Source organism: Paracoccus broussonetiae, assembly GCF_031854425.1.
GTDB lineage: Bacteria > Pseudomonadota > Alphaproteobacteria > Rhodobacterales > Rhodobacteraceae > Paracoccus > Paracoccus broussonetiae.
The window spans coordinates 1-25287 of sequence record NZ_JAVRQI010000016.1 but is presented as its reverse complement, the minus strand read 5'-3'; the positions used below and the strand labels follow the sequence as shown (position 1 = coordinate 25287).

The 25287-nt window shown below is 62.4% G+C and carries 22 protein-coding genes and 1 pseudogene; 18 read left to right on the top strand and 5 right to left on the bottom strand.

What is annotated here, in order from left to right; all coding sequences use genetic code 11:
- Nucleotides 1-330: 330 nt before the first annotated feature.
- Both RM190_RS18795 and RM190_RS18790 read left to right on the top strand, forming a co-directional pair.
- A complete protein-coding gene (locus tag RM190_RS18795) occupies nt 331-1989 on the top strand; it encodes a glucan biosynthesis protein (RefSeq protein ID WP_311761000.1) in 1659 nt (552 codons plus the stop codon).
- Between the two features lie 184 nt (nt 1990-2173).
- The gene (locus tag RM190_RS18790; RefSeq protein WP_311760999.1) at nt 2174-3358 is read left to right on the top strand and encodes a multidrug effflux MFS transporter; all 1185 of its coding nucleotides are present in this window, start codon (nt 2174-2176) and stop codon (nt 3356-3358) included.
- Nucleotides 3359-3425: 67 nt separating this feature from the next.
- On the opposite strand, the gene RM190_RS18785 is transcribed toward RM190_RS18790, so the two are convergent.
- A complete protein-coding gene (locus RM190_RS18785; RefSeq protein ID WP_311760998.1) occupies nt 3426-4106 on the bottom strand; it encodes a DnaA N-terminal domain-containing protein in 681 nt (226 codons plus the stop codon).
- A 443-nt stretch (nt 4107-4549) separates the two neighbouring features.
- Between RM190_RS18785 and RM190_RS18780 the strand changes: the two genes are divergently transcribed.
- The gene (locus RM190_RS18780; RefSeq protein ID WP_311761091.1) at nt 4550-5854 is read left to right on the top strand and encodes an AAA family ATPase; all 1305 of its coding nucleotides are present in this window, start codon (nt 4550-4552) and stop codon (nt 5852-5854) included.
- Complete coding sequence (locus RM190_RS18775; protein ID WP_311760997.1) at nt 5851-6951, top strand: ParB/RepB/Spo0J family partition protein; 1101 nt, start codon at nt 5851-5853, stop codon at nt 6949-6951. The genes RM190_RS18780 and RM190_RS18775 overlap by 4 nt, the downstream gene beginning before the upstream one ends.
- 279 nt (nt 6952-7230) lie before the next feature.
- Here the strand turns inward: RM190_RS18775 and RM190_RS18770 are convergent, their stop codons facing one another.
- Nucleotides 7231-7839: a DUF502 domain-containing protein gene (locus RM190_RS18770; RefSeq protein ID WP_311760996.1), complete on the bottom strand. Its 609-nt coding sequence runs from the start codon at nt 7837-7839 to the stop codon at nt 7231-7233.
- A gap of 352 nt (nt 7840-8191) precedes the next feature.
- On the opposite strand from RM190_RS18770, the gene RM190_RS18765 reads away from it, so the two are divergent.
- Genes RM190_RS18765 through RM190_RS18750 form a run of 4 tightly spaced genes read left to right on the top strand, consistent with a single transcriptional unit; the run spans nt 8192 to nt 12095 of the window.
- A complete protein-coding gene (locus RM190_RS18765; protein WP_311760995.1) occupies nt 8192-9166 on the top strand; it encodes an ABC transporter substrate-binding protein in 975 nt (324 codons plus the stop codon).
- A gap of 14 nt (nt 9167-9180) precedes the next feature.
- Entirely contained in the window at nt 9181-10026 is an 846-nt protein-coding gene (locus RM190_RS18760) for an ABC transporter permease (RefSeq protein ID WP_311760994.1), read from the top strand.
- Nucleotides 10023-10748 (top strand): ABC transporter ATP-binding protein, encoded by a 726-nt coding sequence (locus tag RM190_RS18755; RefSeq protein WP_311760993.1) that lies wholly within the window; start codon nt 10023-10025, stop codon nt 10746-10748. Before RM190_RS18760 ends, RM190_RS18755 begins: the two co-directional genes overlap by 4 nt.
- 9 nt (nt 10749-10757) lie before the next feature.
- Nucleotides 10758-12095 carry an LLM class flavin-dependent oxidoreductase gene (locus RM190_RS18750; RefSeq protein ID WP_311760992.1) on the top strand — a complete coding sequence of 446 codons (1338 nt, stop codon included), beginning with the start codon at nt 10758-10760 and terminating at the stop codon, nt 12093-12095.
- A 117-nt stretch (nt 12096-12212) separates the two neighbouring features.
- Here the strand turns inward: RM190_RS18750 and RM190_RS18745 are convergent, their stop codons facing one another.
- A complete protein-coding gene (locus tag RM190_RS18745; RefSeq protein WP_311760991.1) occupies nt 12213-13664 on the bottom strand; it encodes an aldehyde dehydrogenase in 1452 nt (483 codons plus the stop codon).
- A gap of 181 nt (nt 13665-13845) precedes the next feature.
- On the opposite strand from RM190_RS18745, the gene RM190_RS18740 reads away from it, so the two are divergent.
- Nucleotides 13846-14100, top strand: coding sequence for a hypothetical protein (locus RM190_RS18740; RefSeq protein WP_311760990.1), 255 nt, complete (start codon nt 13846-13848; stop codon nt 14098-14100).
- 18 nt (nt 14101-14118) lie between these two features.
- Here the strand turns inward: RM190_RS18740 and RM190_RS18735 are convergent, their stop codons facing one another.
- Entirely contained in the window at nt 14119-15414 is a 1296-nt protein-coding gene (locus tag RM190_RS18735; protein WP_311760989.1) for an NAD(P)/FAD-dependent oxidoreductase, read from the bottom strand.
- A gap of 157 nt (nt 15415-15571) precedes the next feature.
- Here RM190_RS18735 and RM190_RS18730 point away from each other — a divergent pair, with 157 nt between their 5' ends.
- From RM190_RS18730 to RM190_RS18690, 9 genes and pseudogenes are all read left to right on the top strand, one after another.
- Nucleotides 15572-16501, top strand: coding sequence for a LysR substrate-binding domain-containing protein (locus RM190_RS18730; RefSeq protein ID WP_311760988.1), 930 nt, complete (start codon nt 15572-15574; stop codon nt 16499-16501).
- Between the two features lie 81 nt (nt 16502-16582).
- Nucleotides 16583-17623 carry an aromatic ring-hydroxylating dioxygenase subunit alpha gene (locus RM190_RS18725; RefSeq protein ID WP_311760987.1) on the top strand — a complete coding sequence of 347 codons (1041 nt, stop codon included), beginning with the start codon at nt 16583-16585 and terminating at the stop codon, nt 17621-17623.
- Between the two features lie 2 nt (nt 17624-17625).
- Nucleotides 17626-18783, top strand: a complete 1158-nt coding sequence (locus tag RM190_RS18720; RefSeq protein ID WP_311761090.1) for a 2Fe-2S iron-sulfur cluster-binding protein — start codon at nt 17626-17628, stop codon at nt 18781-18783.
- Between the two features lie 116 nt (nt 18784-18899).
- Nucleotides 18900-19934 (top strand): annotated as a pseudogene (locus tag RM190_RS18715) (DUF2817 domain-containing protein); the annotation flags it as partial.
- Nucleotides 19935-20018: 84 nt separating this feature from the next.
- Nucleotides 20019-20819, top strand: coding sequence for an ABC transporter ATP-binding protein (locus RM190_RS18710; protein WP_311761089.1), 801 nt, complete (start codon nt 20019-20021; stop codon nt 20817-20819).
- A 73-nt stretch (nt 20820-20892) separates the two neighbouring features.
- Nucleotides 20893-21693, top strand: a complete 801-nt coding sequence (locus RM190_RS18705) for a transporter substrate-binding domain-containing protein (RefSeq protein ID WP_311760986.1) — start codon at nt 20893-20895, stop codon at nt 21691-21693.
- Between the two features lie 65 nt (nt 21694-21758).
- Nucleotides 21759-22466: an ABC transporter permease gene (locus RM190_RS18700; RefSeq protein WP_311760985.1), complete on the top strand. Its 708-nt coding sequence runs from the start codon at nt 21759-21761 to the stop codon at nt 22464-22466.
- A 1-nt stretch (nt 22467) separates the two neighbouring features.
- On the top strand, nt 22468-23151 hold the full coding sequence (locus RM190_RS18695; RefSeq protein ID WP_311760984.1) for an ABC transporter permease: 684 nt from the start codon (nt 22468-22470) through the stop codon (nt 23149-23151).
- 96 nt (nt 23152-23247) lie between these two features.
- Entirely contained in the window at nt 23248-24078 is an 831-nt protein-coding gene (locus RM190_RS18690; protein ID WP_311760983.1) for an aldose epimerase family protein, read from the top strand.
- Between the two features lie 9 nt (nt 24079-24087).
- Here the strand turns inward: RM190_RS18690 and RM190_RS18685 are convergent, their stop codons facing one another.
- Entirely contained in the window at nt 24088-25224 is a 1137-nt protein-coding gene (locus RM190_RS18685; protein ID WP_311760982.1) for an AI-2E family transporter, read from the bottom strand.
- Nucleotides 25225-25287 lie beyond the last annotated feature (63 nt).

The window sequence follows — 25287 nt, the reverse complement described above, 5'->3', positions numbered from 1 at the left end:
ATTCGACCACCTCACCGGGCAAGATACACAGTTGCCGGGCTTGTCATCCTTTTTATCCGCGAACCCCAACCCTGCCAATCCTTGCTGACATGTCGTTTTGGACAGGTGCCGTTAACCGTTGATATGTCTAAATTGGGGATGCGAAAAATGACATTATCCCATCGCGCCGGCGGAGTCCGGCAGACCTGCCTTGGCGAAGCCGGCGGGACCTTGCGCCTTTGGGGCGCTTTCCCGGAAGCCTCTTGCCAGAACGGGGCCGACTAACATAGCGATGTGGCATCATAAACGCGCCCTTCGCGGCGCCCCAGATCATGAAACGGAGTTCAGATCTTGCACCTTCGCAGACCCGCCGCCCTTTGCGCAGCCGCCTTGGCCCTCGCGCTGAGCCAGCCGCTGCTGCTGCCGTCGACAGGTGCCGCCTTCGCCCAGGATGCGGCTTCATCCTTCCAGCCAAGCCTGGGCGAGTCCCGGCAGTTCAGCTTCGAGGAACTGACCGACAGGGCCCGCAAGATCGCCGCAGAGCCTTATGTCGCGCCCAAGGTCGAGCAGCCGGAGGTATTGGACAAGATCGATTATGATGCGCACTGGCGGATCAGTTTTCGACCCGAGACGACCGTCAAGGTTGGCGATGTCCCGGTTCAATTCTTTCACTTGGGAACTTATTTCCGAAACCCGGTCAAAATGAGTATCGTGGAAAATGGAAAGTCCCGAGAGATCCAGTATGATCCGCGTTTCTTCGACATGCCGTCGGACAGCCCTGCGAGGCAATTGACCCGAGGAACCGGATTCGCCGGATTCCGTCTCATGAATGCAGACCTTAAAACTGACTGGATCAGTTTCCTTGGTGCGTCTTATTTCAGGACCGCAGGGCCCGAGGGTCAATACGGAATGTCCGCGCGCGGACTGGCAATAAACTCTGGCATGAGCGAGCCAGAAGAGTTTCCGATATTTACCGAATTCTACATTGAAAAGCCCAAGGACGGTGGTGCGGACGTTACCATATACGCGCTGCTGGACAGCCCCTCGGTCGCCGGTGCCTATCGCATGGATATCAGCAAGGGTGCCGAGGGCGAAGGCCAGACGATGGAGATCTCCTCGCGCCTGTTCTTCCGCAATTCGGTCGAGCGACTGGGGATCGGTCCGCTGACCTCGATGTACTGGTACTCAGAAACGAACCGCGTCCTGGGCTTTGACTGGCGCCCCGAAGTTCATGACGCCGATGGTCTGAAAATGATCATGGGCAACGGCGAGGTGATCTGGCGCCCCCTGATGAACCCACCGCGGGTGGTGACCTCAAGCTATATGACCGAGAATCCCAAGGGCTTCGGACTGTTGCAACGAGATCGCAGCTTCGAAAACTACGAAGACGACGGCGTGTTCTACAACAAGCGCGCTTCGGTCTGGATTGCTCCGAAGGGCGACTGGGGCAAGGGTCAGGTCCAGCTTGTCGAAATCCCCACGGATGACGAAATCTATGACAATATCGTCACCTTCTGGAATCCGGAGCAGAAGCCGCAGGCCGGTCAGGAACTTGATTTCGATTATACCCTGACCTGGATGGGCGACGCGCCCGTGTCGCAGCCGCTTGCGCGGACCGTTGCGACCAGGATCGGGGCCGGAGGGGTTCCCGGGCTGCCGCGTCCGCGTGGCCACCTGAAGGTTGCGATTGATTTCGAGGGTGGTGGCCTGGACAAGCTGGGTCAAGACGATGGGGTCGAGCCAGTGGTCAGCGTACCCGACGGCGTCGAGATCGTGCAGGCCTATGCCCTGCCCGTGGTTGGGACCGGGAGATGGCGCCTGATCTACGACATCGCCGCCGAGGGTGTCGAGACGGCCGATATCCGGGCTTATCTGCAGCGGGATGGCGCACCGCTGACAGAGACCTGGCTCGGCCAGGTCCACCCCGCGCAATTTGACCGCGCTCGCCCCGATGCCGGCGAGCCCGTCTCGGAAGTCTCGGCCGAAAAGCCTGCCACCGCCGGAAACTGACGCGCTTCCTATGGAAAGCCACAAAGGGACGCCACTGGCGTCCCTTTTCCCGTTTCACGACCGCCTCTAGTTTCAGGACTTGAAAATCGACGCGTAGCGTGAGACATGCGACGCGGCGGCGGTGAATACCCATGGCGCGATTCTGCGCCGCTTTTCCTTATACCTTTCTCATACAGGCAGTCCGATGCGTGACCCCATGTTCCGCATGGCCCTTGTTCTGGGCCTGCTTTCCGCCGTCGGTCCATTTGCGATCGACATGTATCTTCCCGCCCTGCCCCAGGTCGCCACTGACCTTGGCACGACCGAGGCCGGGGCGGCCTTGACCCTGACCGCGTATTTCATCGTCTTCGGCTTTGCGCAGATGATCTATGGCCCCATGGCCGACGCCTTGGGGCGCAGACGTCCCCTGATGATCGGGGTCTCCATCTTTCTGGTCGCCGCCATTGCGGCAAGCCTTGCACCCACGATTAACTGGCTGGTCGCTGCTCGGGCGCTGCAGGGCCTTGGCGCTGCCGCATTGATGGCGGTGCCGCGTGCGGTAATCCGCGACGTGGCAACCGGTCCACAGGCGGCGCGCGTCATGGCAACGATCATGATCGTGATCTCAGTCTCACCCATGCTGGCGCCACTGACAGGTTCGATCGTCATGGCCTGGGGCAGTTGGCGCGAGATCTTCGCGATCCTCGCCTTTGCCGCACTGATCAGCCTGACGCTGATCGTGATGGTCTTGCCCGAGACCCTGCCCGTAGCGCGGCGCCAACCGGTCCGGTTCGCCGCCATTGCCAGCGGTGCGAAACGGCTTCTGTCGGACCGGCGCTTCATGGGTCTGACGATGATCGGCGGCTTTGGCATGGCCAGCTTCTTCGTCTTCCTGGCCTCGGCTAGTTTTGTCTATACCCGACAATACGGACTAAGTCCTACCGGCTTCTCGGTCGCCTTCGCCATCAATGCGATAGGCTTTTTCTCGGCATCACAGTTGGCGGCCCGCCTTGCGGAGAAGTTCGGGATGGAGCGGGTGATCTCTCTTGCCATCACGGGCTTCTGCGGGATCATGGTCGCGCTATCGCTTGTGGTGTGGTCGGGCTTCTCGGCCCTGCCCATTGTCATCGCGGGCCTGTTTCTGGGCAACGCCTGCCTTGGCCTGGTGATGCCGACCGCCATGGTCATGTCGTTGGATCCTCATCCCGATATCGCCGGGCTCGCATCCTCCCTCGGCGGGACCTTTCAGATGCTGACAGGTGGGTTGATGATCGCGGTGACCAGCCCTTTCCTCAACAACACCGCCGAAACCATGGTTCCGGCCATTGCCCTGTGTTCGATCCTGGCCTGGTCAGCCGCTGCGCTTTCACTGCCTCGCCTGCGCTTCTGAGAACCTTTCGCGGGAGGCACACCTGCTTCCCGCGAACACCACAACTCGCAGCGTCGCGACAAAGCTGTCAGGGTGAAATGACCCGGACACGAAGGATCGTCCCGTCGCAGCGTCGCACAGCCGTCCGCAGCCTCTCGGACAGATGAGTCTGAACATAGTTGGCGTGAAAACGCGTCGGGGCGACAAGGGTAAGACACCCGCTATCGATCCCTGCATCGGTCATCGACGAAAACCAGCTTTCATACAGCACCCTGTCTTCTGCCAGCAGGCGCTGCGACGCTTCGGCCCAGACCCCCTGCCCTGCCGGTGGGACCGGTGCAGGTCGATGCAACGGAACGACATTATCGGATACCGTCGCGTCCTGACCGGCAAGACGTTCAACGAAGTCTGGACCGATATTCTGCCACTCCTGTTTGGTGTCCAAAAGGATGCGGTCCAGGTTTAGCCCAAGCACCGAGACCCGGCCCCGCGCGCCTTGTTGCTTCACCTCGACCCAGCCCAGCGTTCGAAAGCGGGCCATATCTCGCTTGACGGTTCGTTCGTCGACACACCACAGGCGGGCCACTTCTCTTTGCCCCACGGTCAGCTCGTCCCGTTGCCAGTTATATCTGGCCGTGATCAACACCATCAGCCGCAGGACAAGCCGTTGCCGGTGCTTGTCCCCCGCGAGGGCGTGCGCCATCATCGCGGAAAGCAAATCATATTTCTTTGCCGCCGCCTCTCGGCCAACGGCACGGATCACCTGCATGTGCTGCCCCTGCTCCGGTTTTCCGGATGCTGTGTTTTCTTTGCCTGCTCTGCTCTCAGGTCTTCGATGGGGAATCAAACGCTTTTCGCCACCTTGGGTGTATTTGCGTCCTGTTTGACGATTCTGTCAAGCACGTCGCCCAGATCGCTGCTTTTCTTCAGCAGAACAAGAAAGAAATCGGTATCAATGGTATAGGGGGACAGACTAAGTGGCCCGTATTTGGGTGACTTTGTCCCCCATTTTGCACATCAGCCACGAGTAGGCGTCCCCCACTTTCCTTTGTCTCGAGCATCCCGGTGTTTAGCGCCGATTCGCTGGAAGTCCCCGGATATTCTGCAAAATGAGCAAAGTACGGATTCATTGAAAACGCCTTTTGCATGGAATGCAAATTCGACGTAAATAGGAAGAACAAGAAAATCTACGTCCAGATACACAGGCAAGACATGTATACGCACGATGACCTCGCCAAGCTGCAGGCCCAGTCTCTTAAGATGCAAGGGTGGATCCGGCGGCAGACATTCAGCCCGTCGAATGAAAAAACCCTGCGCCGCTTCTCCAGCTGGGAGGTGTCGGAACTGATCTTCCGCATCAACCAGTCGACGTTCCGGGGCAAACTGGCGGCAGATCCGAACCTTCCCCTTGGGGAAGTTGAAGAGGATGGACGTCAGCGCTGGTTCTCGCTTGAGGAGGTGAATGAACTGCGTCGGCGTATCAAGATCAATCGCAAGACGCTGATGCCGCCCAGGCCCGAGGGGAAGCGCGCTTTCCGCGCGGCGATCGCGAACTTCAAGGGCGGCGCCGGGAAATCAACCGTGGCTTTGCATTTTGCTCATGCCGCTGCGCTGGACGGGTATCGCGTATTGGTCGTCGACTTTGATCCCCAGGCGACGCTGTCCCATTCGATGGGACTTACCGACGTCGGTGAGGATCACACCGTCTGGGGAATCATGGCTCGTGATCTTGAGCGCGAGACGGATCGTATGAATGCTGCCGCTGCGGGTGCGGAGACTGGCACCGCCCTGCCCCGCCGAAAGCTGCCGGCGTCGATCCGGGACATGGGACTTGGGACCCTGCGGCCAGCAGACTTCATCAAGTCGACCGCTTGGCCGACCATCGATATCGTGCCCAGTTGCGCCAACGCTGCCTTCGTCGAATTTGCGAGCGCGCAATACCGACACCTGAACCCGGAATGGACCTTCTTTGGTGCGGTGTCACGCTTTCTGGACGCTCTGGCGGACGATGCCTATGACCTTATTCTGTTCGATTGCCCTCCAGCAATCGGCTACCAGTCAATGAACGCCGTCTTTGCTGCGGACATGCTTTATATCCCGTCGGGGCCGGGCTATTGGGAATACGATTCGACGACCAGTTTTATCGGGCAGCTTTCAGAGGCACTTGAGGATCTGTCGCACGGGTTCGAGAACTTCCCCACGGGGAAGATCCGTCTGCCGAAGGCCTTTCTTGATATTCGTTTTCTGATGACGCGCTTTGAGCCCTCGAACGAGTTGCATCAGGCCATGATGGTGGCCTTCAAGCAGGTCTTTGCCGGACGCATGGCCGAGCATCCGATCGAACTGACCCGCGCCGTCGAGCAGTCGGGGCGCTTCCTTTCGTCGATCTATGAAATCGACTACCGCGAGATGACGCGTGGCACCTGGCGCCGGGCGAGGGCGACCTTTGATCAAGCCTATGAGGAATTCCGCAACCACACCATCGCTGCGTGGGCCAATCTGGAGGATCAGGCATGAGCCGGAAGCGTCGCATGTTTGACATCGACATGCCGGATGAAGCCGTCGAGAGCTTCCCCGCAGGGAAGGTCGAGGCGGAGGAGAAAGATGTCCGCCGGGGTCCGATGGCAACCGCGATCGCCGAAACCGCAGAGTCAAGTCGCGAGCGCTCGCGTGTTGAAGCGGAGATTCGGGCAGAAAATGACGCCCTGGCGCAAGAACATGTCCGCCTGAAGCGCGCCGGACTGATCACCGACCTCATCGATCTGGACGCCATTGATGCCCTGAAACTCACGCGCGATCGCGCGCCAGGGGAAGACGAGGAGTTGAAGGAACTGATCCAGTCCATCCGCGAAATCGGCCTGTCCAACCCCATCCGCGTCGAGCCTGCGGCGGGGGGGCGGTATGAGTTGATCCAAGGGTGGCGCCGCCTGTCGGCCTATCGCGCATTGCTGGTCGAGACGGGCGATGTCGCGGCTTGGGGGCGGATCCCGGCCGGGATTGCAGCCCGAGGTGACGAGCTCGAACAGCTTTACCGCAGGATGGTTGACGAAAATATGGTCCGCAAGGACATCTCCTTTGCCGAGATGGCGCAGCTTGCGATCCGCTATGCCGCTGATCCGCAGACCGCGGAAGGAGACCCCGAGAAGGCCGTTGCGATCCTTTTTCGCTCGGCCGGTTATCAGAAGCGCAGCTATATCCGGAACTTCATCCGGTTGATGGAGGCGCTGGGTGACAGCCTTCTGCATGCTTCGCAGATACCGCGCGCCCTTGGGCTGGCGCTTGCACAAAAGCTTGACGAAATTCCTGCGGCCGCTCCCGCGATCCGGGCTGAACTGGATGGGTGGGACGCGCGCGGCGTATCGGACGAGTTGGACGTTCTGCGGCGCTATGCGGGGCAGGGGGCGCTGGCAGAGGGAACTCCACCGGAGCCGAAATCGGCACCCGCGCCGGCCGCCAAGGCGCGAACGACATTCCAGATCCAGCGGCCCCAAGGTAGCGCGAAATGCACCGCAGCAAATGGAAGGCTTGAGGTTCGACTGCCGCGCGATTTCTCAGCCGTGGATCGGAGAAAGCTTGAGGCAGCGGTGAGAACTATGCTCGAGAGCCTTGAGTAGTCTTCCCCGCGGGGAAGCTACACTCGGCCATCCTCGAGAGTGATCCGCATATGTCGCTAATTATGCGGATAAATGTGATTTTGGCGAGCGGGGTCTTGATCTTCTCAAGATGCCGTTCGTCAATCGCGCACCCATCATACGCAGCTCAGCTCCTCGGCCTGATCAGCGCCGGCCTGCCAAGGCCAAGCAAATCGACCAATCAACCAGCTTCTTGACATGCACCAACCAACCGACAGCCGGGCGGGAAGCGAGAACACAATGGAACAAAGGGCCAGAGGGCTAGCGAATGTTCAGACCTAGACCCAGCCGACGCATGCTGCGCATGACCTCTATCGGGGTAAGGTCGGTTTCCTGGATCCGGTCGGCGCTGACGATGGCGACGCTACCGGATGTTGCCGATGGCGCGCCGGGAAGGAATACCACGACCTCACGGTTTGGCCGTCGTTCGATCAGGAAGGCGGTGCAGCTGTAGTCGTCGAACCTGACCAGCACGACGGTGTTTGTCTCACCCACAGACAGGCTTTGGCCGCTTTCTGAGAAGTCTTCGATCATTTGCCGCAAGATGGTATAGGGCGGCAGTCGCGTCAGAAATGCACCTTCTAGCCAGTGAAACATCCTGCGTCCCGGGGCGCTGCGTGCGAACATGCCGGACACGAAGGCCACTGACAAAAGGATCAGTACGGCGAAGACGACTGGCCAGATATGTGATGGTGATCCGGGGAACATCGTATCGTGAATGCCGCGGCCCAAAGGTTTTGCCGCTGCGTAGAGCCTTTCGACGACCATCAGGATGATGCCGAAGGGCAGCAGGAACACCAGCCCTCCAATGATCGTGGCGCGGATGAAACCTACAACGGCATGAAGGCCGGAACTGCCGACCGGTTTCATGAGCGGACCGTAGCCGTGTGCACTGCTGCGGGGAAGGTGCTGTGGAATGAAGACATGGACCGCGTCTGAACCCTGAAAGTTTCATAGCCCTACGATCCTAGCCGAAAAGAAAGCGCGGGTGCCAGCCCCGGACCGTGGCATCTTCGATCAGAGTTTGGTGGCTGCCAGCTCTCCCCAAGCGCGAGATTCGGAAAATGACTGCTGCCAGGCAGCGTCCCAAGAAAACGATCATCTCTTTCCGTTGCCTTCGGCGAAGGAGCTGTTCCAAATATTCACGATCACAATTATCGAGATTGAAGTTTCTCTGTCCGGATAGAATTATCTTCTCCGAAACAGCGATATGGACGGACAAATGCCAGCGCAAACCACTTTTCTTACGACACTTGCAGCGACATTGTTCTTTGCCGGTGGCGCGCTTGCCGAAGCGGTGCCTGCTGGGACCAAGCTGGTCGTTGCGGACCAAAGCGAGTTCATCCGCAACCTGCTCGATGCCAGTGGCGAAGATGACAAGATCACGTCGGATCTTGAATTGCCGAATTTCGCAGGTGGTCCGGCGATCCTCGAAGCGATGCGGGCAGGGGCCCTTGATATCGCCTACGTAGGCGACACGCCGCCGATCCAGGCAAGGGCGTCGGGAACGCTGCTTCCCATCATCGCGACCGTCCAGCGCGAGAAATCCGAATATCACCTTGTGGCGCGCCCGGGGCTGAAGATCGACGATCTGGCCCAGCTTCGTGGCAAGCGCGTCAGCTATATCGAAGGTTCCGGGCGCCAGGTCTTCCTGATCGAGGCGCTGAACCGCGCCGGTCTGACGCTGAAAGACGTGACGCTTGTCCCGTTGCGGGTGGCCGACCTGCCTGACGCGATCCGCACCCAGTCAGTCGATGTGGCGGTGCTCCAGGAACCGCATGTCACGCGTCTGGTGCAGCAGATCGGGGCCAGCACAATTGCCGACCCGAGAGAGCGCGAGCTTCTGCCCGGCACCTGGTATATCTATGCCCGTCCCGATGCGCTCGCGGATCCCGCCAAGCATGCGGCGATCGCCGAATTCCTCGGCGCGACCATCCGTGCCGCTGAATGGAGCAATGAAAATCGCGATGAGTGGGGCAAGGATTATTACACCGGATTCCAGCGCATCGCGCCGGAGGACACCGCGGCAATCCTGGCGTCGCAATCGCTGATGCAGTTCCAGACCTCGGTCGAGGGGATCCCGCACCACCAGCGTCTCATCGACATTCTGGCGCAGGCGGGCGAACTGCCCGAAACATTCGACGCCAAGGGATCGTTCACGGCCGATTTCGATCCGGTCATCAAGGCTGCACGCTGATCCCCGGGGGCACCATGAACGACATGTCATCCGAACGCATCGAGGCCATGGTGATCCGCAAGGATCGTCCAGCACCCCAGCGGCCGCCGATGCTTGCCCCTGGCAAGCTGCCTCGCGGTACGCGGCTTCTGGGCCCGCTTCTGGTCGTGGTACTGTGGGAGGCTGCATCCCGCTTTGGCCTGCTATCCCCCTATACGCTCGCGGCCCCATCGACGGCGGTTGCGACCGGGATCTCGATGATTGCCGATGGCAGTCTGCTGCCGCATCTGGCGGCTTCGGCGGGACGCGCCTATGCCGGGCTGTTCCTGGGCGTCGTCGCAGGTCTTGTCCTTGCGCTGGCGGCGGGGCTGACCCGGACCGGAGAGGCGCTGCTTGACGGGTTGGTCCAGGTCAAGCGCGCGATTCCGACACTGGCCCTGATTCCGCTTGTGATCCTGTGGCTGGGGATTGGCGAGGTAATGAAGGTCTTCCTGATCTTCACGGCGGTCCTGGTGCCTGTCTACATCAATACTCACGCGGCCCTGCGCGGCATCGACATGGGGCATGTCGAGCTTGCACGTACGCTGGGGCTGACGCGGGCCGAGTTCATCCGAAAGGTTGCCCTGCCGGGCGCTTTGCCGGGCTTCTTTGTGTCCCTGCGGCTGGCGGTGACGTTGTGCTGGACGTCGCTTGTGGTTCTTGAACTGATCAATACCCAGACCGGCATCGGCTACCTGATGAATAGGGCACGCGACTGGGGTCAGACCGACATCATTGTGGTCGGCATCTTCATCTATGCCGTGCTGGGCCTGCTTTCCGATGCGGTAGTTCGCGTCATCGAGGCCCGCGCGCTGTCTTGGCGGAGGTCCATCGGATCATGAGCATCCACGATTTCAAGGGGGCGGTCTTCACGCGCGATCTCAGTCGCTCCTTCAAGGGGCGCGAGGTTCTCGGCGGGGTGACGCTGGACATCCCGCGTGGGCAATTCGTGGCACTTCTGGGCGAATCCGGTTCGGGCAAGACGACCCTGCTGCGGGCGCTGGCTGGGCTGGATGATGACGCTGATCACGGAGGTACCTACAGCGTGCCCCAAAGCGTTTCGGTCCTGTTCCAGGATTCGCGGTTACTGCCCTGGCTCAGCGTCATCGACAACCTGACATTGGGGCTGCGCCACGATCGCGCCGTGCCCGAGGCGCAGGCAATGCTTGAGGCGGTCGGTATCGGCGACAAGGCCAGGGTTTGGCCGGGCACCCTGTCCGGTGGGCAAAAGCAGCGCGCGGCGCTGGCCCGCTCGCTGCTGCGCAGCCCGGACCTGCTGCTTGCGGATGAACCCTTCGGTGCGCTGGACGCCCTGACCCGGCTCAAGATGCACGCGTTGCTGTTCCGGTTGGTTGAGCGCCGCCGCCCGACGGTGATCCTCGTGACCCATGACGTGGATGAGGCGCTTCTCCTGGCCGACCGTATCCTGGTCCTGCGAGATGGCGCCATCGCCGAGGACCACGCTGTCCCGCTGTCCCATCCGCGCCGAACCAGCCATCCCGAATTCGAACATCTGCGCCTGCGGCTGCTTGCCAGCCTTGGGGTGGAAACCAATCTTGTCTGAGGCCACTTCATGACCCGAGAATTACACCTGAATCTGTTCCTCATGCCGCGCGGGCATCATGAAAGCGCCTGGCGTCATCCCGGATCTGCCCCCGAAAGGCTGACAGATCTTGCCCTTTACGCCAAGGCGGCCCGGATCGCCGAGGACGCGAAGCTGGATGCCGTATTCCTGGCGGACGCGCTGGTCGCGCCTGCCTCTGGCGGGCTTGTCGCTTCGGGGACGCTGGAGCCGATTACCCTGCTTTCCGCATTGGCGGCCGTAACCGAACGCATCGGGCTGATCGGAACGGCGTCGACGACCTACAGCCTTCCCTATACCCTGGCGCGACAATTCGCGACGTTGGACCATCTGTCGAACGGTCGTGCCGGGTGGAACATCGTCACTTCTTGGGCCCCGCAGGCGGGGCAGAACTACGGCTATGACACCGAGCCGGGCCATGCTGAGCGATACCGCATGGCGGAGGATTTCATGCGGGCCGTGGACGGGCTTTGGCGCAGTTGGCCAGCCGAAGCACTGCTGGATGACCGCGCCCGTGGCGTGTGGTCCGACGATAGCCGGATCCACCCGATCAACCATCGTGGTCCGTTTCACCGCACGCGCGGCCCCCTGAATGTGCCGGGCAGCCCGCAAGCGCGACCGGTCTATGTGCAGGCCGGTCAGTCGGATGATGGCCGTGCCTTTGCCTCCGAATGGGCCGAGGTCATCTTTACCGCCCATATGGCCAAGGATACGGCGCAGGCCTTCTATACCGACATCAAGGCGCGCGCCGCTGCACGCGGACGTCCCCCGCAAGCCATCGCGATTCTTCCCGGCCTCAGCGCCGCCATCGGCTCGACCCAGGCCGAGGCTGATCGGGTGTTCGAGGAACTGGATGCACTGACCGCGCCCGAAATCGGCCTGACCCGCCTTTCGGCGCGCTTCGGGGGGCATGACTTCACGGCCGTTCCCTTGGATCGTCCGCTAAGGGCAGGGGACTTCCCCGACCCAAACCAGGTTGAAGCGTCGAAAAGCCGTGCGACGGGATACGCCAGAACCGCGTTGGCCGAGGGGCTGACCCTGCGCCAATTGCTGCAGCGACTGGCCGGGGCGCGCGGCCACCTGACGGTGGCGGGCACACCCGAACGCGTCGCAGACGTCATCCAGGATTGGTTTGACTCGCGGGCAGCCGACGGCTTCAACGTGATGCCGCCGATCATCTATCAGCAGCTGGAACTTTTCGCTTCGGAAGTGGTGCCGATCCTGCAGAAGCGGGGATTGTTCCGGACCGAATATCGTGGCCGCACGCTGCGAGAGCATTTCGGCCTGGCCCCGGTCGAGACGGAAGAGCGCCTGACTGCCACGGCCTGACTTACTCGAAGCAACGCAGGGGCCCGAAACCCGGGCCCCGCATTCATTCGTGGGAAAGGCGGCTCAAGCGCTTGGGCCATGGATCGATCCTCCGGCACAGGCGGGCAGCAGCAGCGCTTATAGTGGGTAGTGGCCGGGCTGGGTTTCGACGGTGATCCAGCGCAGCTCGGTGAATTCGGCAATCCCGGCCTTGCCACCAAAGCGGCCGTAGCCAGAATCGCGAGTTCCACCGAAGGGCATTTGTGCCTCGTCATGTACCGTTGGGCCGTTGATATGGCAGATGCCTGACCTGATCCGGCGAGCGACCGTCAGCCCGCGCGCGATGTCGCGGGTGAAGACGGCGGCCGACAGCCCGTATTCCGTGCGGTTGGCGATCGCGACGGCGTCTTCCTCGTCCCTGGCGCGGAAGATGGCGACCACCGGGCCGAAGCTTTCCTCGGTGGCAATGCGCATCTCTGCTGTCACCATATCGACGACCTGCGCGGGCATCAGTACGCCCTGGGCAGCACCGGCGCTGTGGATGGTCGCACCCTTGGTCCGCGCATCCTCGATCAGCGCGGTAACTTTTTCGACGGTATGCGCGTCGACGACCGCGCCAAGCGGGGCCTGGCCTTCGCGGGGGTCTCCCGCCTTCAGCTGGGCAGCGCGCGCGACGAAACGGGCCACGAAGTCATCCGCGATTTCGGGCGCAAGAATGATGCGCTCCGTGGACATGCAGATTTGGCCCTGGTTGAAGAACGCTCCGAAAATCGCGGCCTTCACAGCTTCGTCCAGATCGGCGTCCTTCAGCACCACGAAGGGCGCCTTGCCGCCCAGCTCCAGAAGCACCGGCTTCAACTGACGCGCGGCCCGTTCGGCAATGATCCGGCCCACCTTGGTCGAGCCGGTGAAGTTGATCCGACGAACGGCCGGGTGATCGATCAGCGCGCCGACGATTTCGGCGGCATCTTCGGGTGCATTTGTCACAAGGCTGACCAGTCCGGAGGGCAGGTCGCCTTCTTCCAGGGCCTCGACGATCAGCGCATGGGTGCGCGGGCAGATTTCCGAGGCCTTGAACACGACCGCATTGCCACAGGCCAATGGCGTCGCCAGCGCGCGGACGCCCAGGATCACGGGCGCGTTCCATGGCGCGATGCCCAAGCAGACGCCCGCAGGCTCTCGCACCGCCATCGCAAGGCAACCGGGCTTGTCCGAGGGGATCACCTCGCCCGCGACTTGCGTGGTCAGCGCCGCCGCCTCTCGCAGCATCGACGCGGCGATCATGACGTTGAAACGGGCCCAGGGTTCTGTCGCACCGGTTTCAGATGCCATCGCCGCGACGAAGGCATCTCCTCGGGCGGCAAGCGCGTCGGCTGCCTTCAGAAGCGCGGCGCGACGGGCGTTGGGGCCAAGCGCGGCCCAGGCGGGCATGGCCGCAGCTGCCCCTTCCGCAGCGGCGATGGCATCGGCGGCGCTGGCAGCCGCAGCCTCGCTGGCGGTCTCGCCGGTGACCGGGTTCAGACGCCGGAACACGCGGCCGTCCGAGGCCCCGCGCGCGTCGCCTGCGATCTTCATGCTCACGAAACTCATGCTGTTCTCCGTTCAGGGCTTTGGTCGCATCTAGCACCATTCCGCGGTCGACGGGAATGATCGACGGGACGCACTGGGATTCGGAGACCTTCCCCGGCGCGGATGCATCCGGGGCGAACTCGGGGTTTGTGGCTATCCCGAGTTTGCCATCGGTGCGCTGGTCGATGGTGCAAATCCCCAGGTGCTGATGAACCGGGGACTGACCGCGCGGGATTTGCCCACTGACTATCTTGCGACCGACATCCGGCGCCTCCTGGCAGATATGGCCCGGCAGCGCAAAATATACTTGCAGAATGGCCCGCCGATACCGCTGGCGGGCAGGCGGATCATCCCGGTCGATGACGGCATTGCCACCGGCGCCTCGATGCGTGTTGCCTTGGCTGCGGTGGCGCAGCTTGACGTGCTTGGCGTCGTCATCGCGCGCTACCCGATCTGAGGAAGGCGCGCACGACCCTTAGCCCATGACCGAAAAGCTGGACTGGGCATTGACCCGGCGCTTGCGGCTGTAGGTCCCAAGATCGATGCGGCCTCCGGTCCGCTCCAGGCGGAAGGACAGGGGGGCCGCGTCGTGGTCATGACCCGCTTCGGTTTCCGTGATCAGATGGGTCATCAGCTTGCCGACCACCGGTGCCATCTTGAACTGGTTCCCGGAAGTTCCGCAGGCCATGTAAAAGCCCGGCATGCTCGTCCTGTCATAGATCGGCAGCCAGTCATCGGATGTGTCGTAAAGCGCGACCAGCCCGCTGGCCTGTCCGGGGATGCGCATCTCGGGCAGGCGCATGGCGCCGCGCATGACGATGGCGGTCCACTGGTCGGTAAAGCGGGTGTCAAGCGCGTCTGGGTCTTCGACCCACTCATGCGTGTCGCAAGCCGGGTCGGTAGAGCCGACGCAGATGCCAACGGGATCGGGACGGGCATAGAACTCGGCATCCAGATCCGCGATCACGATGCCGTCGCGGCGATAATCCATGTTCTCCGGCCCGGGGATATAAGCGACCTCCTGGCGGTTCGGGCGGTTGCGGATGGTCATGTCGCCGGTCACGCCCGCCATGCGATTCAGGCCGGCTGACCACGGCCCGCCTGCATTCACCACCACGTCAGCAGGCAGGATGGTCCCATCCGCAAGCCGGACGCCCGAGACGCGACCCGCCGCGGTCTCGATCCCCTCGACCTTGCTGCGGAAACGGAAGCTGGCGCCTGCGCCCTCTGCCGCCCATTGCAGGTTTTGCGCCGCCAGTTTCGGATCGTTCACATACCCGGCCTGATGGAAAAAGACCGCGCCGCCGACCTGTTCCGGGTTTGGTTCGCCGAAATCCGGATGGTCGAGGCGTTTCGCGGGGGCATAGGATTGCAGATCCGCCATCGGCACATAGGCGCGGATCCCTTCGGGCGTGACGCGATCATAAACGCCGCCGATCCGGTCCATGATGTCGGTGATCCGGGCCATCCCCGCGCCGTCGCCGGAATAGATGACCAGCGAGCCGGTCTCTCTATAGGTTGCCAGCGGTCGATCGGCAGGCAGGTCGACATAGCCGGCCCAGTCGCGCCAATAGGTCCACCCCTCCAACGCCATGGCGCAGGTCTCCATCACCGAATAGTTGATCCGGATCACTGCCGAGGAATTTGAGGTCGAGCCGTAGCCAGCCTCGGGCGCCTTGTCGACCACGGTGACGAGCCAGCCCGCCTTCGCCATTTCAAAGGCGATCGCACCCCCGATGATCCCCGCGCCGATGATGACGACCTGCTTCATTCCCGTTCCCTCTTGGTAAAGGCGCGACATTCTGCCGCAGTGGCTTGTTGCCTAAGGCTTTGCCGATGCTATACGCAGGCCTTCGGGGCGGGCAAACCAGTTCGCCTTGCGGGTGCGACAGGTCAGCTAAACTAACGACCAGCGAGCGGGGGTTCACATGGCGCAGCTTCCCCCTTTGCGCGCGATGCAGATCTTCGAGGTGTTCGGACGCCTCGGCACGGTCCATGCGACGGCGCAGGAACTGAACGTGACGCCGGGCGCGGTCAGCCAACAACTGCGCCTGCTGGAAGAGCATCTGGACATGGTCCTGCTGGTCAAGGACGGCCGACGCGCCGCCCTGACCCCGGCCGCGCGCGGGTATCATGAACTGATCTCGCAGGGGTTCGGGCGCTTTGCGCTGGCGCAGGACTATATCGCCGAACACCGTCTGGCGCAGGAACTGACGATCTCGTGCCTGCCGACCCTGTTGCAGCGCTGGTTGAATCCGCTGCTTCCGGCATTTCAGACCGCGGCGCAGGATTCCACCCTGCGTTTGATCGCACAGGATCTTGAGCCGGATTCGCACATGCTGGAGCACACCTTCAGACTGACCTATGGTGAGGCCGGGCGGCGCTATACCCATTCCCGGGTGCTGTTCACGGATTACTGCTTTCCAGCCGCATCGCCAGATTTCCTGGCCCGCCACCCCGAGGCGCGGACCGCCGAAGGGTTGTCGCGCCTGCCGCTGGTCGGGATCGATTGGGGCGCGCAATACACGACCGAGCCGCATTGGCGCGACTGGTTCAAAAGGCAGCTTGCCAGCGATCCCGCGCCGCTGCGCCATGTCGCGGTCTATTCCGCCTCGGGGATGGGGTTGGAGGCCGCAGCGGCGGGGCAGGGCGCGGTGCTGGCGCAATGGTCCTTTGCCCGCGACGACCTGACATCCGGACGCCTGGTCCGACTGTCGCAGGATCGGCTGTATCTGCCCGATCCCTATTTCGTCTGCTGGGGCCAGACCACGCTGGACCAGCCCGTCGCGCGACAGTTCCTGAACTGGCTGATGCAGATGACAAAACCGATGCGGGACCAGATGCAGCAGGAAAACTAAACAATTGCCGAATCCTTCTGCGCTTATCCTGCGACTGCCCGGCGATAAGCTTGGCGAAACACAGCTACGAAGGATGCAGCCATGTTTCTGAAGAACGCCTGGTACGTTGCGGCCTGGAGCCATGAGGTCACGCGCAACCTGCAGCAGATCGTCGTTCTGGGAGAGAAGATCTGCGTCTTTCGCAATAGCCAGGATGAAGTGATCGCGCTTGAGGATGCCTGCCCGCATCGCAAGCTTCCTCTCTCCAAGGGACGGATCAAGGGCGACAATGTCGAATGTGGCTATCACGGTCTGACCTTCGATTGTGCCGGTCAATGCGTCTGGGCGCCGGGCGGTGGGCGCATCCCCTCGGCGGCCAAGGTCCGGCCCTATCCGGTGCATGAGAAATATGGCCTTGTCTGGATCTGGATGGGCAATGCCGCCATTGCCGATGCCGACGACATCATCGACATTCCGAACTTCGACAGTCCGGACTGGGGCATCAACCGTGGTGCCGCGATGGAACTGCACTGCAACTACCTGTTGATGTGCGACAACCTGCTGGACCCGACCCACGTCGCCTGGGTCCATGAAGGCAGCTTTGCCCAGGCCGCCACCAAGGACGCGCCGCTGAAGGTGACGCGCACCGACAACGGCGTCATCGTTCACCGCTGGATGATGGATGTCGAACCCGCGCCCTTCTACAAGAAGATTGTCGAGTTCGACGGGAACTGCGACAGGCTTCAACATTATGAGGTGCGCTATCCCAGCCATGCGCTGATCCGGGCGGTGTTCACACCTGCGGGTACCGGCGGGCCTGATGGGACGCTGGACGAAAAGACCTTCGTCATGGACAGCTACAACTTCATGACCCCGACGACCGAGACCGAGACCCGCTATTACTGGTTCCAGCTGCGCAACATCCGCCCCGATGACGAGGACCTGTCGCGGATGATGTCTGAGGACGTTCGCCACGCGTTCGAGGAGGATCGGGCAGTGCTGAACGAGGTTCAGGTGGGCATGACCACCAAGACCTCGCCCCATATCGACCTGTCGATCGACGCGGGCCAGTTGCGCTTCCGCCGCCAGCTTGAGGCGATGATTGCCGAAGAGCGCATGGTCGATGAAAAGATGCGGGCGTGACCATGGCCGGGGCCTTTCGCCGGTTCCGGGTGGCGCGGAAGCTGCCGGAAAGCAGCGTCATCACCTCGTTCCATCTGGAACCCGAGGATGGCGGCCCGCTTTGGGACATGCGTCCGGGGCAGTATCTGACGCTGCGCATCCCCCTTGCCGAGGGACCGGTGCTGCGCACCTATTCCCTGTCCGCGCTGGCCGAGGGGGAGGATCATCACCGGATCAGCGTCAAGCGTGAGCCAATGGGTTCGGGTTCGGCTTGGCTTCATGACTCGGTCGAAGAAGGCGACTTCATCGAGATCGCGGCTCCGCGCGGCAGCTTCTGTCTTGATGAGGCCAGCGAACGCCCGGTCCTGCTGCTGGCGGGCGGCGTCGGGCTGACCCCGCTGCTTGCCATGCTGCACCGGCTCGCGCACACCACACGCCGTGCCTGGTTCGTTCATGCCGTCGAAAACGGCGATGTCCACGCGCTTGGCAACGAAGTCCGTGGAGTGGCCGAAGCCTCGGACGGGCGGATCACCGTGCGGAACGTATATCGCGCGCCGACCGACAAGGACCGCGCGACGGGCCGCTTTGACGCAGAGGGTGTGGTCGACCGCGCGCTTCTGCAATCGCTGCTGCCGCTTGACGACTACGACGTCTATCTGTGCGGTCCGACACCCTTCATGGTCGCGATGTGGCGCCTGCTGACCGGCCTGGGGATCGCCCCCCAGCGGATCGCCTACGAATTTTTCGGCAAGGGAGGATCGCTTGCGGCGCTTGCCGATGCGCCCCCGCCGGTGGCGCAAATCGACCGTCGAATGCCTACCCGTGCTCCGCACTCGCTGTCGAAGCTGGAGTTCATCACCGACCCGGACGCGCGAGCGCTGCCCGATCAACTTGTGCGGCAGGCTTCGCCCCCGGCGGTTGCTGGTGCGACCGAGGTGGTCTTTGCCCGCTCGGGCGTGACCCTTCCCTGGACCGATGCAGTGGGATCGATCCTTGAACTGGCCGAGGGGGCGGGGCTGGACCCCGACTTCAGCTGCCGAGAAGGGATCTGCAGCACCTGTCGCTGTGGTATCGCCGAAGGCGAGGTTGAATATTTCTCGGATCCGCTGGACCCACCGCCCTCCGGCCAGGTGCTGATCTGCTGCTCGCGTCCTACTGGACGCGTCGTCCTGGACCTGTAAGGACATGGCCACCTTGCAACCCGGCGCAGAATGCCGCACCTGTCAAAAAACAGGCGGTAGGAACGCGGGATCAATTGCAGGGTCTTTCCGAATCCCAACCAAGGGGAAGCGACTTCATGGCCTTCATGCCGCTTGATTACCCGACCATGCGTGCCGAGTTCCTGGACGCCGCAAAGGCAGCCGGTGCGGAGCTGGCCGAATATCGCCACCCCTTGCCCGGCCCCCATGCCGAGGCCCTTGCGACCGACGTGGCTCTGATCGGCAAACGTAACGCTACCAAACTGCTGATCGTCAATTCCGGAACGCATGGAGTCGAGGGGGCCTATGGCTCGGCCGCGCAGGTTGCATGGATGCGCCGGCACACGCCGTGGCACCTGCCAGAGAATGTGGCCGTCCTGATGATCCATCTGGTCAACCCCTGGGGCACGGCCTGGTCTCGTCGCGTGAACGAAGACAATGTCGACCTGAACCGGAACTTCATCGACTGGTCGCGCCCTATGCCCGAGAACCCGGGCTATGCGGCGATCCATCCGGCCCTGACCTTCACCGACCTTGACGGCCCTGATCGGGCGCGGGCGCGCGCGGCCTATGAGCTGGCAAGGCAGCAGGCGGGCGGATATGCCGGACTTGCCCCGACGGTCGAGGCGGGACAGTATACCCATCCCGACGGGCTTTTCTTTGGTGGGAGCGGGCCTGTCTGGTCGAATGCGACGCTGAACCGCATCCTGTCGGATTTCGCGTCCGATGTCGAAGACGCGGTCGTCTTTGACCTGCACACCGGGGCGGGCCCCTATGGCTATCCGGCGTTGCTGTCCGTCGCGGTCGACAACCATGCCGGGCTTGACTGGGGCACGGCCCTGTTCGGTCCCGCCATGTCCGTCGTGCTGACGGGCGCGGGCAAGACTACGGATACCGGTATTGCGGCGACCGCGACGGGCTATGTGTCGGATGCCGTGCGCAAGGGGATGCCGCAGGCGCGCGTCCTGCCGCTGGTGATCGAATGCGGCACCCTGCCGGGGGAAGAAGTGAACGATGCCGTTCGCTCCGACAACTGGCTGCATCTGCATGGCGATGTCGCCTCTGCCCAGGGGCAGCAGATCAAGGACCGGCTGCGCCACGCCTTCATTCCCGCCGACCCGGAATGGCAGACACAGGTCCTGGCGGTCAGCCTGTCTTATTTCGACCGTGCGCTGGCCGATCTTGACGCCAAGGGCGGCAGCGCCCCGAAACGCGCCGTGGCGGCCAGTCCCGTCGCTGCCACCCCTCAATCCGGGCGCCCGGCGGTCGAAATCCACGACCTTCACAAAAGCTATGACGCGCTTGAAGTTCTGAAGGGCGTGGATCTGGTCGCACAGCCGGGCGAGGTGGTGTCGATGATCGGCTCGTCCGGGTCCGGCAAGTCGACTTTCCTGCGCTGCATCAACCTGCTTGAACAGCCGAAAAGTGGCCGCATCCTGATCGACGGCGAAGAGATCCGCATGAAGCCCGGCAAGAACGGCGTCTCGATCCCCGCCGATCAGAAGCAGGTCGAACGCATCCGCGCGCGGGTCGGCATGGTGTTTCAGAACTTCAACCTGTGGCCGCATTTGTCCGTCCTGGACAACATCATCGAGGCGCCTGTCCACGTCCTCAAGGAATCCAAGGCCGAGGCTAGGGCGCACGCGCATGAGTTGCTGAAAAAAGTCGGGCTTTCCGACAAGCACGCGCATTTTCCCGGCCAGCTTTCGGGCGGCCAGCAGCAGCGCGCGGCCATCGCGCGGACGCTGGCGATGCGGCCCAAGGTCATCTTGCTGGACGAACCGACCTCGGCCCTTGATCCCGAGCTTGTGGGCGAGGTGCTGCGCGTGATCCGCCAGCTTGCCGAAGAGGGGAACACCATGATCCTTGTCACCCACGAGATGCAGTTTGCGCGTGAAGTCTCGCATCACGTCAAGTTCCTGCATCAGGGCCGGGTCGAGGAGGAAGGCTCCCCCGACCAGATATTTACCAATCCGCGCTCCGAACGGCTGAGCCAGTTCCTCGCCAGATGCAACTAGCCCGGCCCCGGGCGCGGCAATCGCACGATCACACAAGAAAGAATGTGACGTCATCCAACCAAGGGAACCAAGTATGAAACTGAAACTCCTGTCTCTTGCCGCCATTCTTGCCTGCGGACTTTCCCCGCTTGCCCATGCCGCCGAAGGCGAACTGGTCATCGGGACCGAAGGGGCCTATCCGCCCTTCTCGATGGCCGATGCCAATGGCAACGTGACCGGCTTCGACGCCGATGTCGGCAACGCGGTCTGCGAAAAGCTGCAGCTGAAATGCCGCTTCGTCGTGCAGGCGTTCGACGGTCTGATCCCGGCGCTGAACGCCAAGCGGTTCGACATCATCATCTCTGGGATGTCGATCACGGATGAACGCCAGAAGCAGATCGATTTCTCGAACAGCTATGCGGAATTCCCCAACCAGTTCGTGGCGAAGAAGGACACCGACCTGGCGGCCGCCAAGGATTTCGACACGCTGAAGAAGGATCTGAGCGGTCTGCGCGTCGGCGTGCAATCTGGCACGACCCATGCGGCCTATGTCGAGAAGGTCATGCCCGACGCGCAGTTGATGACCTATGACACGCTCGATCAGATGCAGATCGACCTGTCGAGCGGCCGTCTGGACACGTCTTTCGCCGATACCTCGGCGCAGAACGACTTCCTTGCCAAGCCCGAGGCCGCTGACTTCCAGCTTGTCGATGTGGTGATCGATTCCGCGTCGGACGCAACACTGGGAAAGGGGCTGGGCATCGGCATCCGCAAGGACGAGGGTGACCTGAAAGCCCGGATCAATCAGGCGCTTTGCGATCTGGGCGAGGATGGGACCCTGAAAACTGCTTCGGAGAAGTGGTTCAAACTGGACATCTCGCAGAAATGCAAATGAACCACTGACGAAGGGAAAGGTGAAATCCGCCTTTCCCGACCCACCCATCCAGGCAGGCGAAATCAATGCAATTCGGGCTAATGCAGCTTTGGGACGGCGGCTGGGTCGGCGCGATCCTGCGCGGCGCCGGGATCACGATCCTGGTCGCCATCGGTGCGATGTTGCTGGGGTTGGTGACGGGTATTGCCTGCGGCCTGATCAAATGGGCGCGCGTGGTGCCGCTGAACTGGCTGGTCGACATCTATACGACCGTCGTGCGGGGCGTCCCCGAGCTTCTGATCATCTACTTGCTTTTCTTTTCGTCGGTCGAGTTCGTCGCCCGGATCGGAACCGCGTTCGGCTGGGCCGGGCTTGCTGAAACCGGCTATCCATTCCTGATCGGGATCATCGCCATCGGGGCAATCTCGGGTTCCTATTCGACCGAGGTCGTGCGAGGGGCGCTTGCGGCGATCCCGACCGGACATGTTGAGGCCGCCCGGGCCCTGGGAATGCCTCGCGAGCGGATTTTCCGCCGCATCATCCTGCCGCAGATGCTGCGTATCGCCGCGCCCGGCGTGAACAATGTCTGGCAGGCGACGATGAAGGATACAGCGCTGATCTCGGTCGTGGGTCTGCAGGAACTGATGCGGACGGCCTATGTCGGCGCCGGTTCGACCCGCAGTCCCTTTATCTTCTACCTGGTTGCTGGTGCGGTCTATCTTGCCATCACCTTTGTCAGCCAAGTGGGCTTCAAGCGTGCAGAACGCGCGCTCGTCCTGAAGGGAAGGGCCTGAGATGGATTGGGACCTGCTTCACCGCGCTGTGACGACGATCGGCAAGGGTGTCGGGACGACCCTGACGCTGGCTTCGATCTCGCTTGCTATCGGCTTTTGTCTGGGACTGGGGCTTGCGGTCATGCGCGTCTCTGGCAACCGGCTCCTGTCGGGCTTTGCCGAATATTACAGTGCCGTCTTTCGCGGCACGCCGCTTCTGGTGCAGCTGTTCCTGTTTTACTACGGGCTGGGGCAGTTCGATTTTGTTCGCGACAACCCGGTCCTTTGGTGGGTGGTCGGCGGCGGCATGCATTGTGCAATCATGGCGCTGGCGCTGAACACTGCCGCCTATACGTCCGAGATCCTGCGTGGCGGGCTGATGTCGATCCCGACCGGCCTGATCGAGGCGGCCAAGGCCGCGGGCATGTCACGCATTCTGCGGTTTCGCCGGATCGAGTTTCCGCTGGCGATCCGCCAGGCCCTTCCCGCCTATGGCAACGAGATGGTGCTGGTCATTAAGGGCACCAGCCTTGCCTCGACCATCACCGTGCTTGAGATCACCGGCCACGCCAAACGACTGATGAGCCAGACATACGCCATTTTCGAGATCTTCGCGATTGCCGGGATTTTCTATCTGCTGATCAACACGGCGCTGATCCTCGCCGTGCGCTGGATCGAAAACCGCTTGACCAGCCCCGGGCGATAACCTGTGGCTTGCCGGTTGGTCTGGGCGCGTCAAGCGAGTTTACAGTCTGGTTCAATGTCTTAAGGTGATGCGCAATTCGGGATCGGGGGGCGGATTGTGGAAGATGTCACATTAAGCAGGGGGGACCTGCGAATGGTGCTCCGGCCCGAATGGGGTGGCCGCGTCCGCGAACTCAGCCGCGCGGGGCGGGACATCCTGCACCCGCTGCAAGGGGCTGACGAGACATTCGATCCCACGATCTGGCCCAAGGGTGGCGCCTATCCCCTGTTTCCGTTTCACAACCGCATCTCTCAGGGACGGTTCAAATGGGACGGTCGCGAGGTTCAGCTTCCTCTGCATCCGCATGAGGCCGCGACCGTTCACGGCCACGGTCACAAGCTGCCGTGGCAGGTTGTCGAGCAGGGGCCGGATATGGTCGAGCTTCGGTTGAGCGACCAGGGCGATGGCGTCTGGCCCTTTCCCTTCACGGCGGTGCAAAGGTTCCAATTGACCCAAGGGGGGCTGGAACTCGTCCTTTCCATCCGCAATGACGGCGATGCGACCATGCCCGCCGGTCTGGGCTGGCATCCCTATTTCACAAAATGCCGAACGGTCCGCAGCGATGCCGCGCGCGAATGGGCGATGGACGAGCATTTCCTGCCCGACGGGAACTGGGGCTCTGTCACAGAGTCGGAAGCCACGACCCGCTATCTGTCGGACTGGTCGCGGGTCGACATGGAGTTGTCGGATGGTCGCCGGCTGACGCTGCTGGCGGAGGAACCGTTGTCGCACCTGGTTCTGCACGATCCGGCCGGGGCCTATACCTGCGTCGAGCCGGTGAGTCACTTGGCGAATGCGCTGAACTTGCAGCCCGAGCGTGCTGCTGATTGCATGGTTGGGCTTGCCCCTGCCGAGACGCTTCGGGCCGGGGTCATGCTGGACTGCTGAAGCTGCTCCTTACGACTTTTCCACCGGATGATGGGGGTCGTGCTGCAGCCAGGTCAAAACCAGATCGTGGAAGACCGCCAGCACGACCGGGCCAAGGAACAGCCCGATCAGCCCAAAGCTCAGCGTTCCGCCGATGACACCCATGAAGATCACCAGTGTCGGGGTGCTCAGGCCGCGGCCCATCAGCATGGGCTTCAAAACATTGTCCATGAAGGTCAGGGGCACCAGAACCACAGTCAGTAACAGGGCCTGCGCGGGTGTCATTGTCAGCCAACTCCAGATCAGGACCGGCAGGACGATCAGGGCCGGCCCGATCTGCAGGATGCACAGGAACAGGATGATCAGCGCCAGCAGCCCCGCGCTGGGAACCCCTGCTGCTTGCAGGACGACGCCGATCAGGATCCCTTGCAGCAGCGCGATCCCCACTACCCCGCGCGAGACATTGCGGACGGTCACGGTGGCCAGGTCCACGAACTGCTCACCCCGTGGGGCGACGATGCGCGCCGCGATCCTGCGCCCCCAGCCCGCAAGACGGGGGCCGGGGATCAGCAGCAAACCGGCCAGCACGATCGAAAGCACGAATTTTAGCAGATCAAGGCCAAGCTGGGATACGAGCGCGATCATCTTTGCCCCGATCGGGGCAAGGATACGGTGATAGCTCAGCACGACGCTTTCCAGGTTGGCGCGGGCCGAGGTCCAGAAGTCGTGGATCTGCTGACCCACCAGCGGCAGTGTCTCCAGCCGAGCAGGCGGGGGAGGTAGCTTCAATTGGCCGGAATTGGCCCGTTCGACAAGGCTTTGGACGGATTCGACCATATTGCTGGTCAGTGCCGCCACCGGACCGATCACCACGCAAAGCGCGGCAAGGGTCACGATCATCGCGGCAAGGCGTCGATGCCCCTGCAACAGCCGGGTCAGCCAGTCGTGAACCGGGGCCAGCGCGACGGCAAGGATCACCCCCCAGGTGGTGATCGCTAGGAAGGGCCGGATCAGGGCCAGCGACAGATATGCGAAAAGCCCAAGCAGGATCAGGCGGATGACAAGATCGACGACGCGCGCCTCGATCAGTTCGATCCGATCCGGGGCGGCGGGGGGACTGCCGGAGCTGGCGGCGGGGTCGGGATTCTCGGGCAAGGGCGTGGGCATGCTCAGAACTTCCACCTCATTCCCATGAGGAAAGCGCTCATGTCCTGGTAGTCTGCGTCGGTT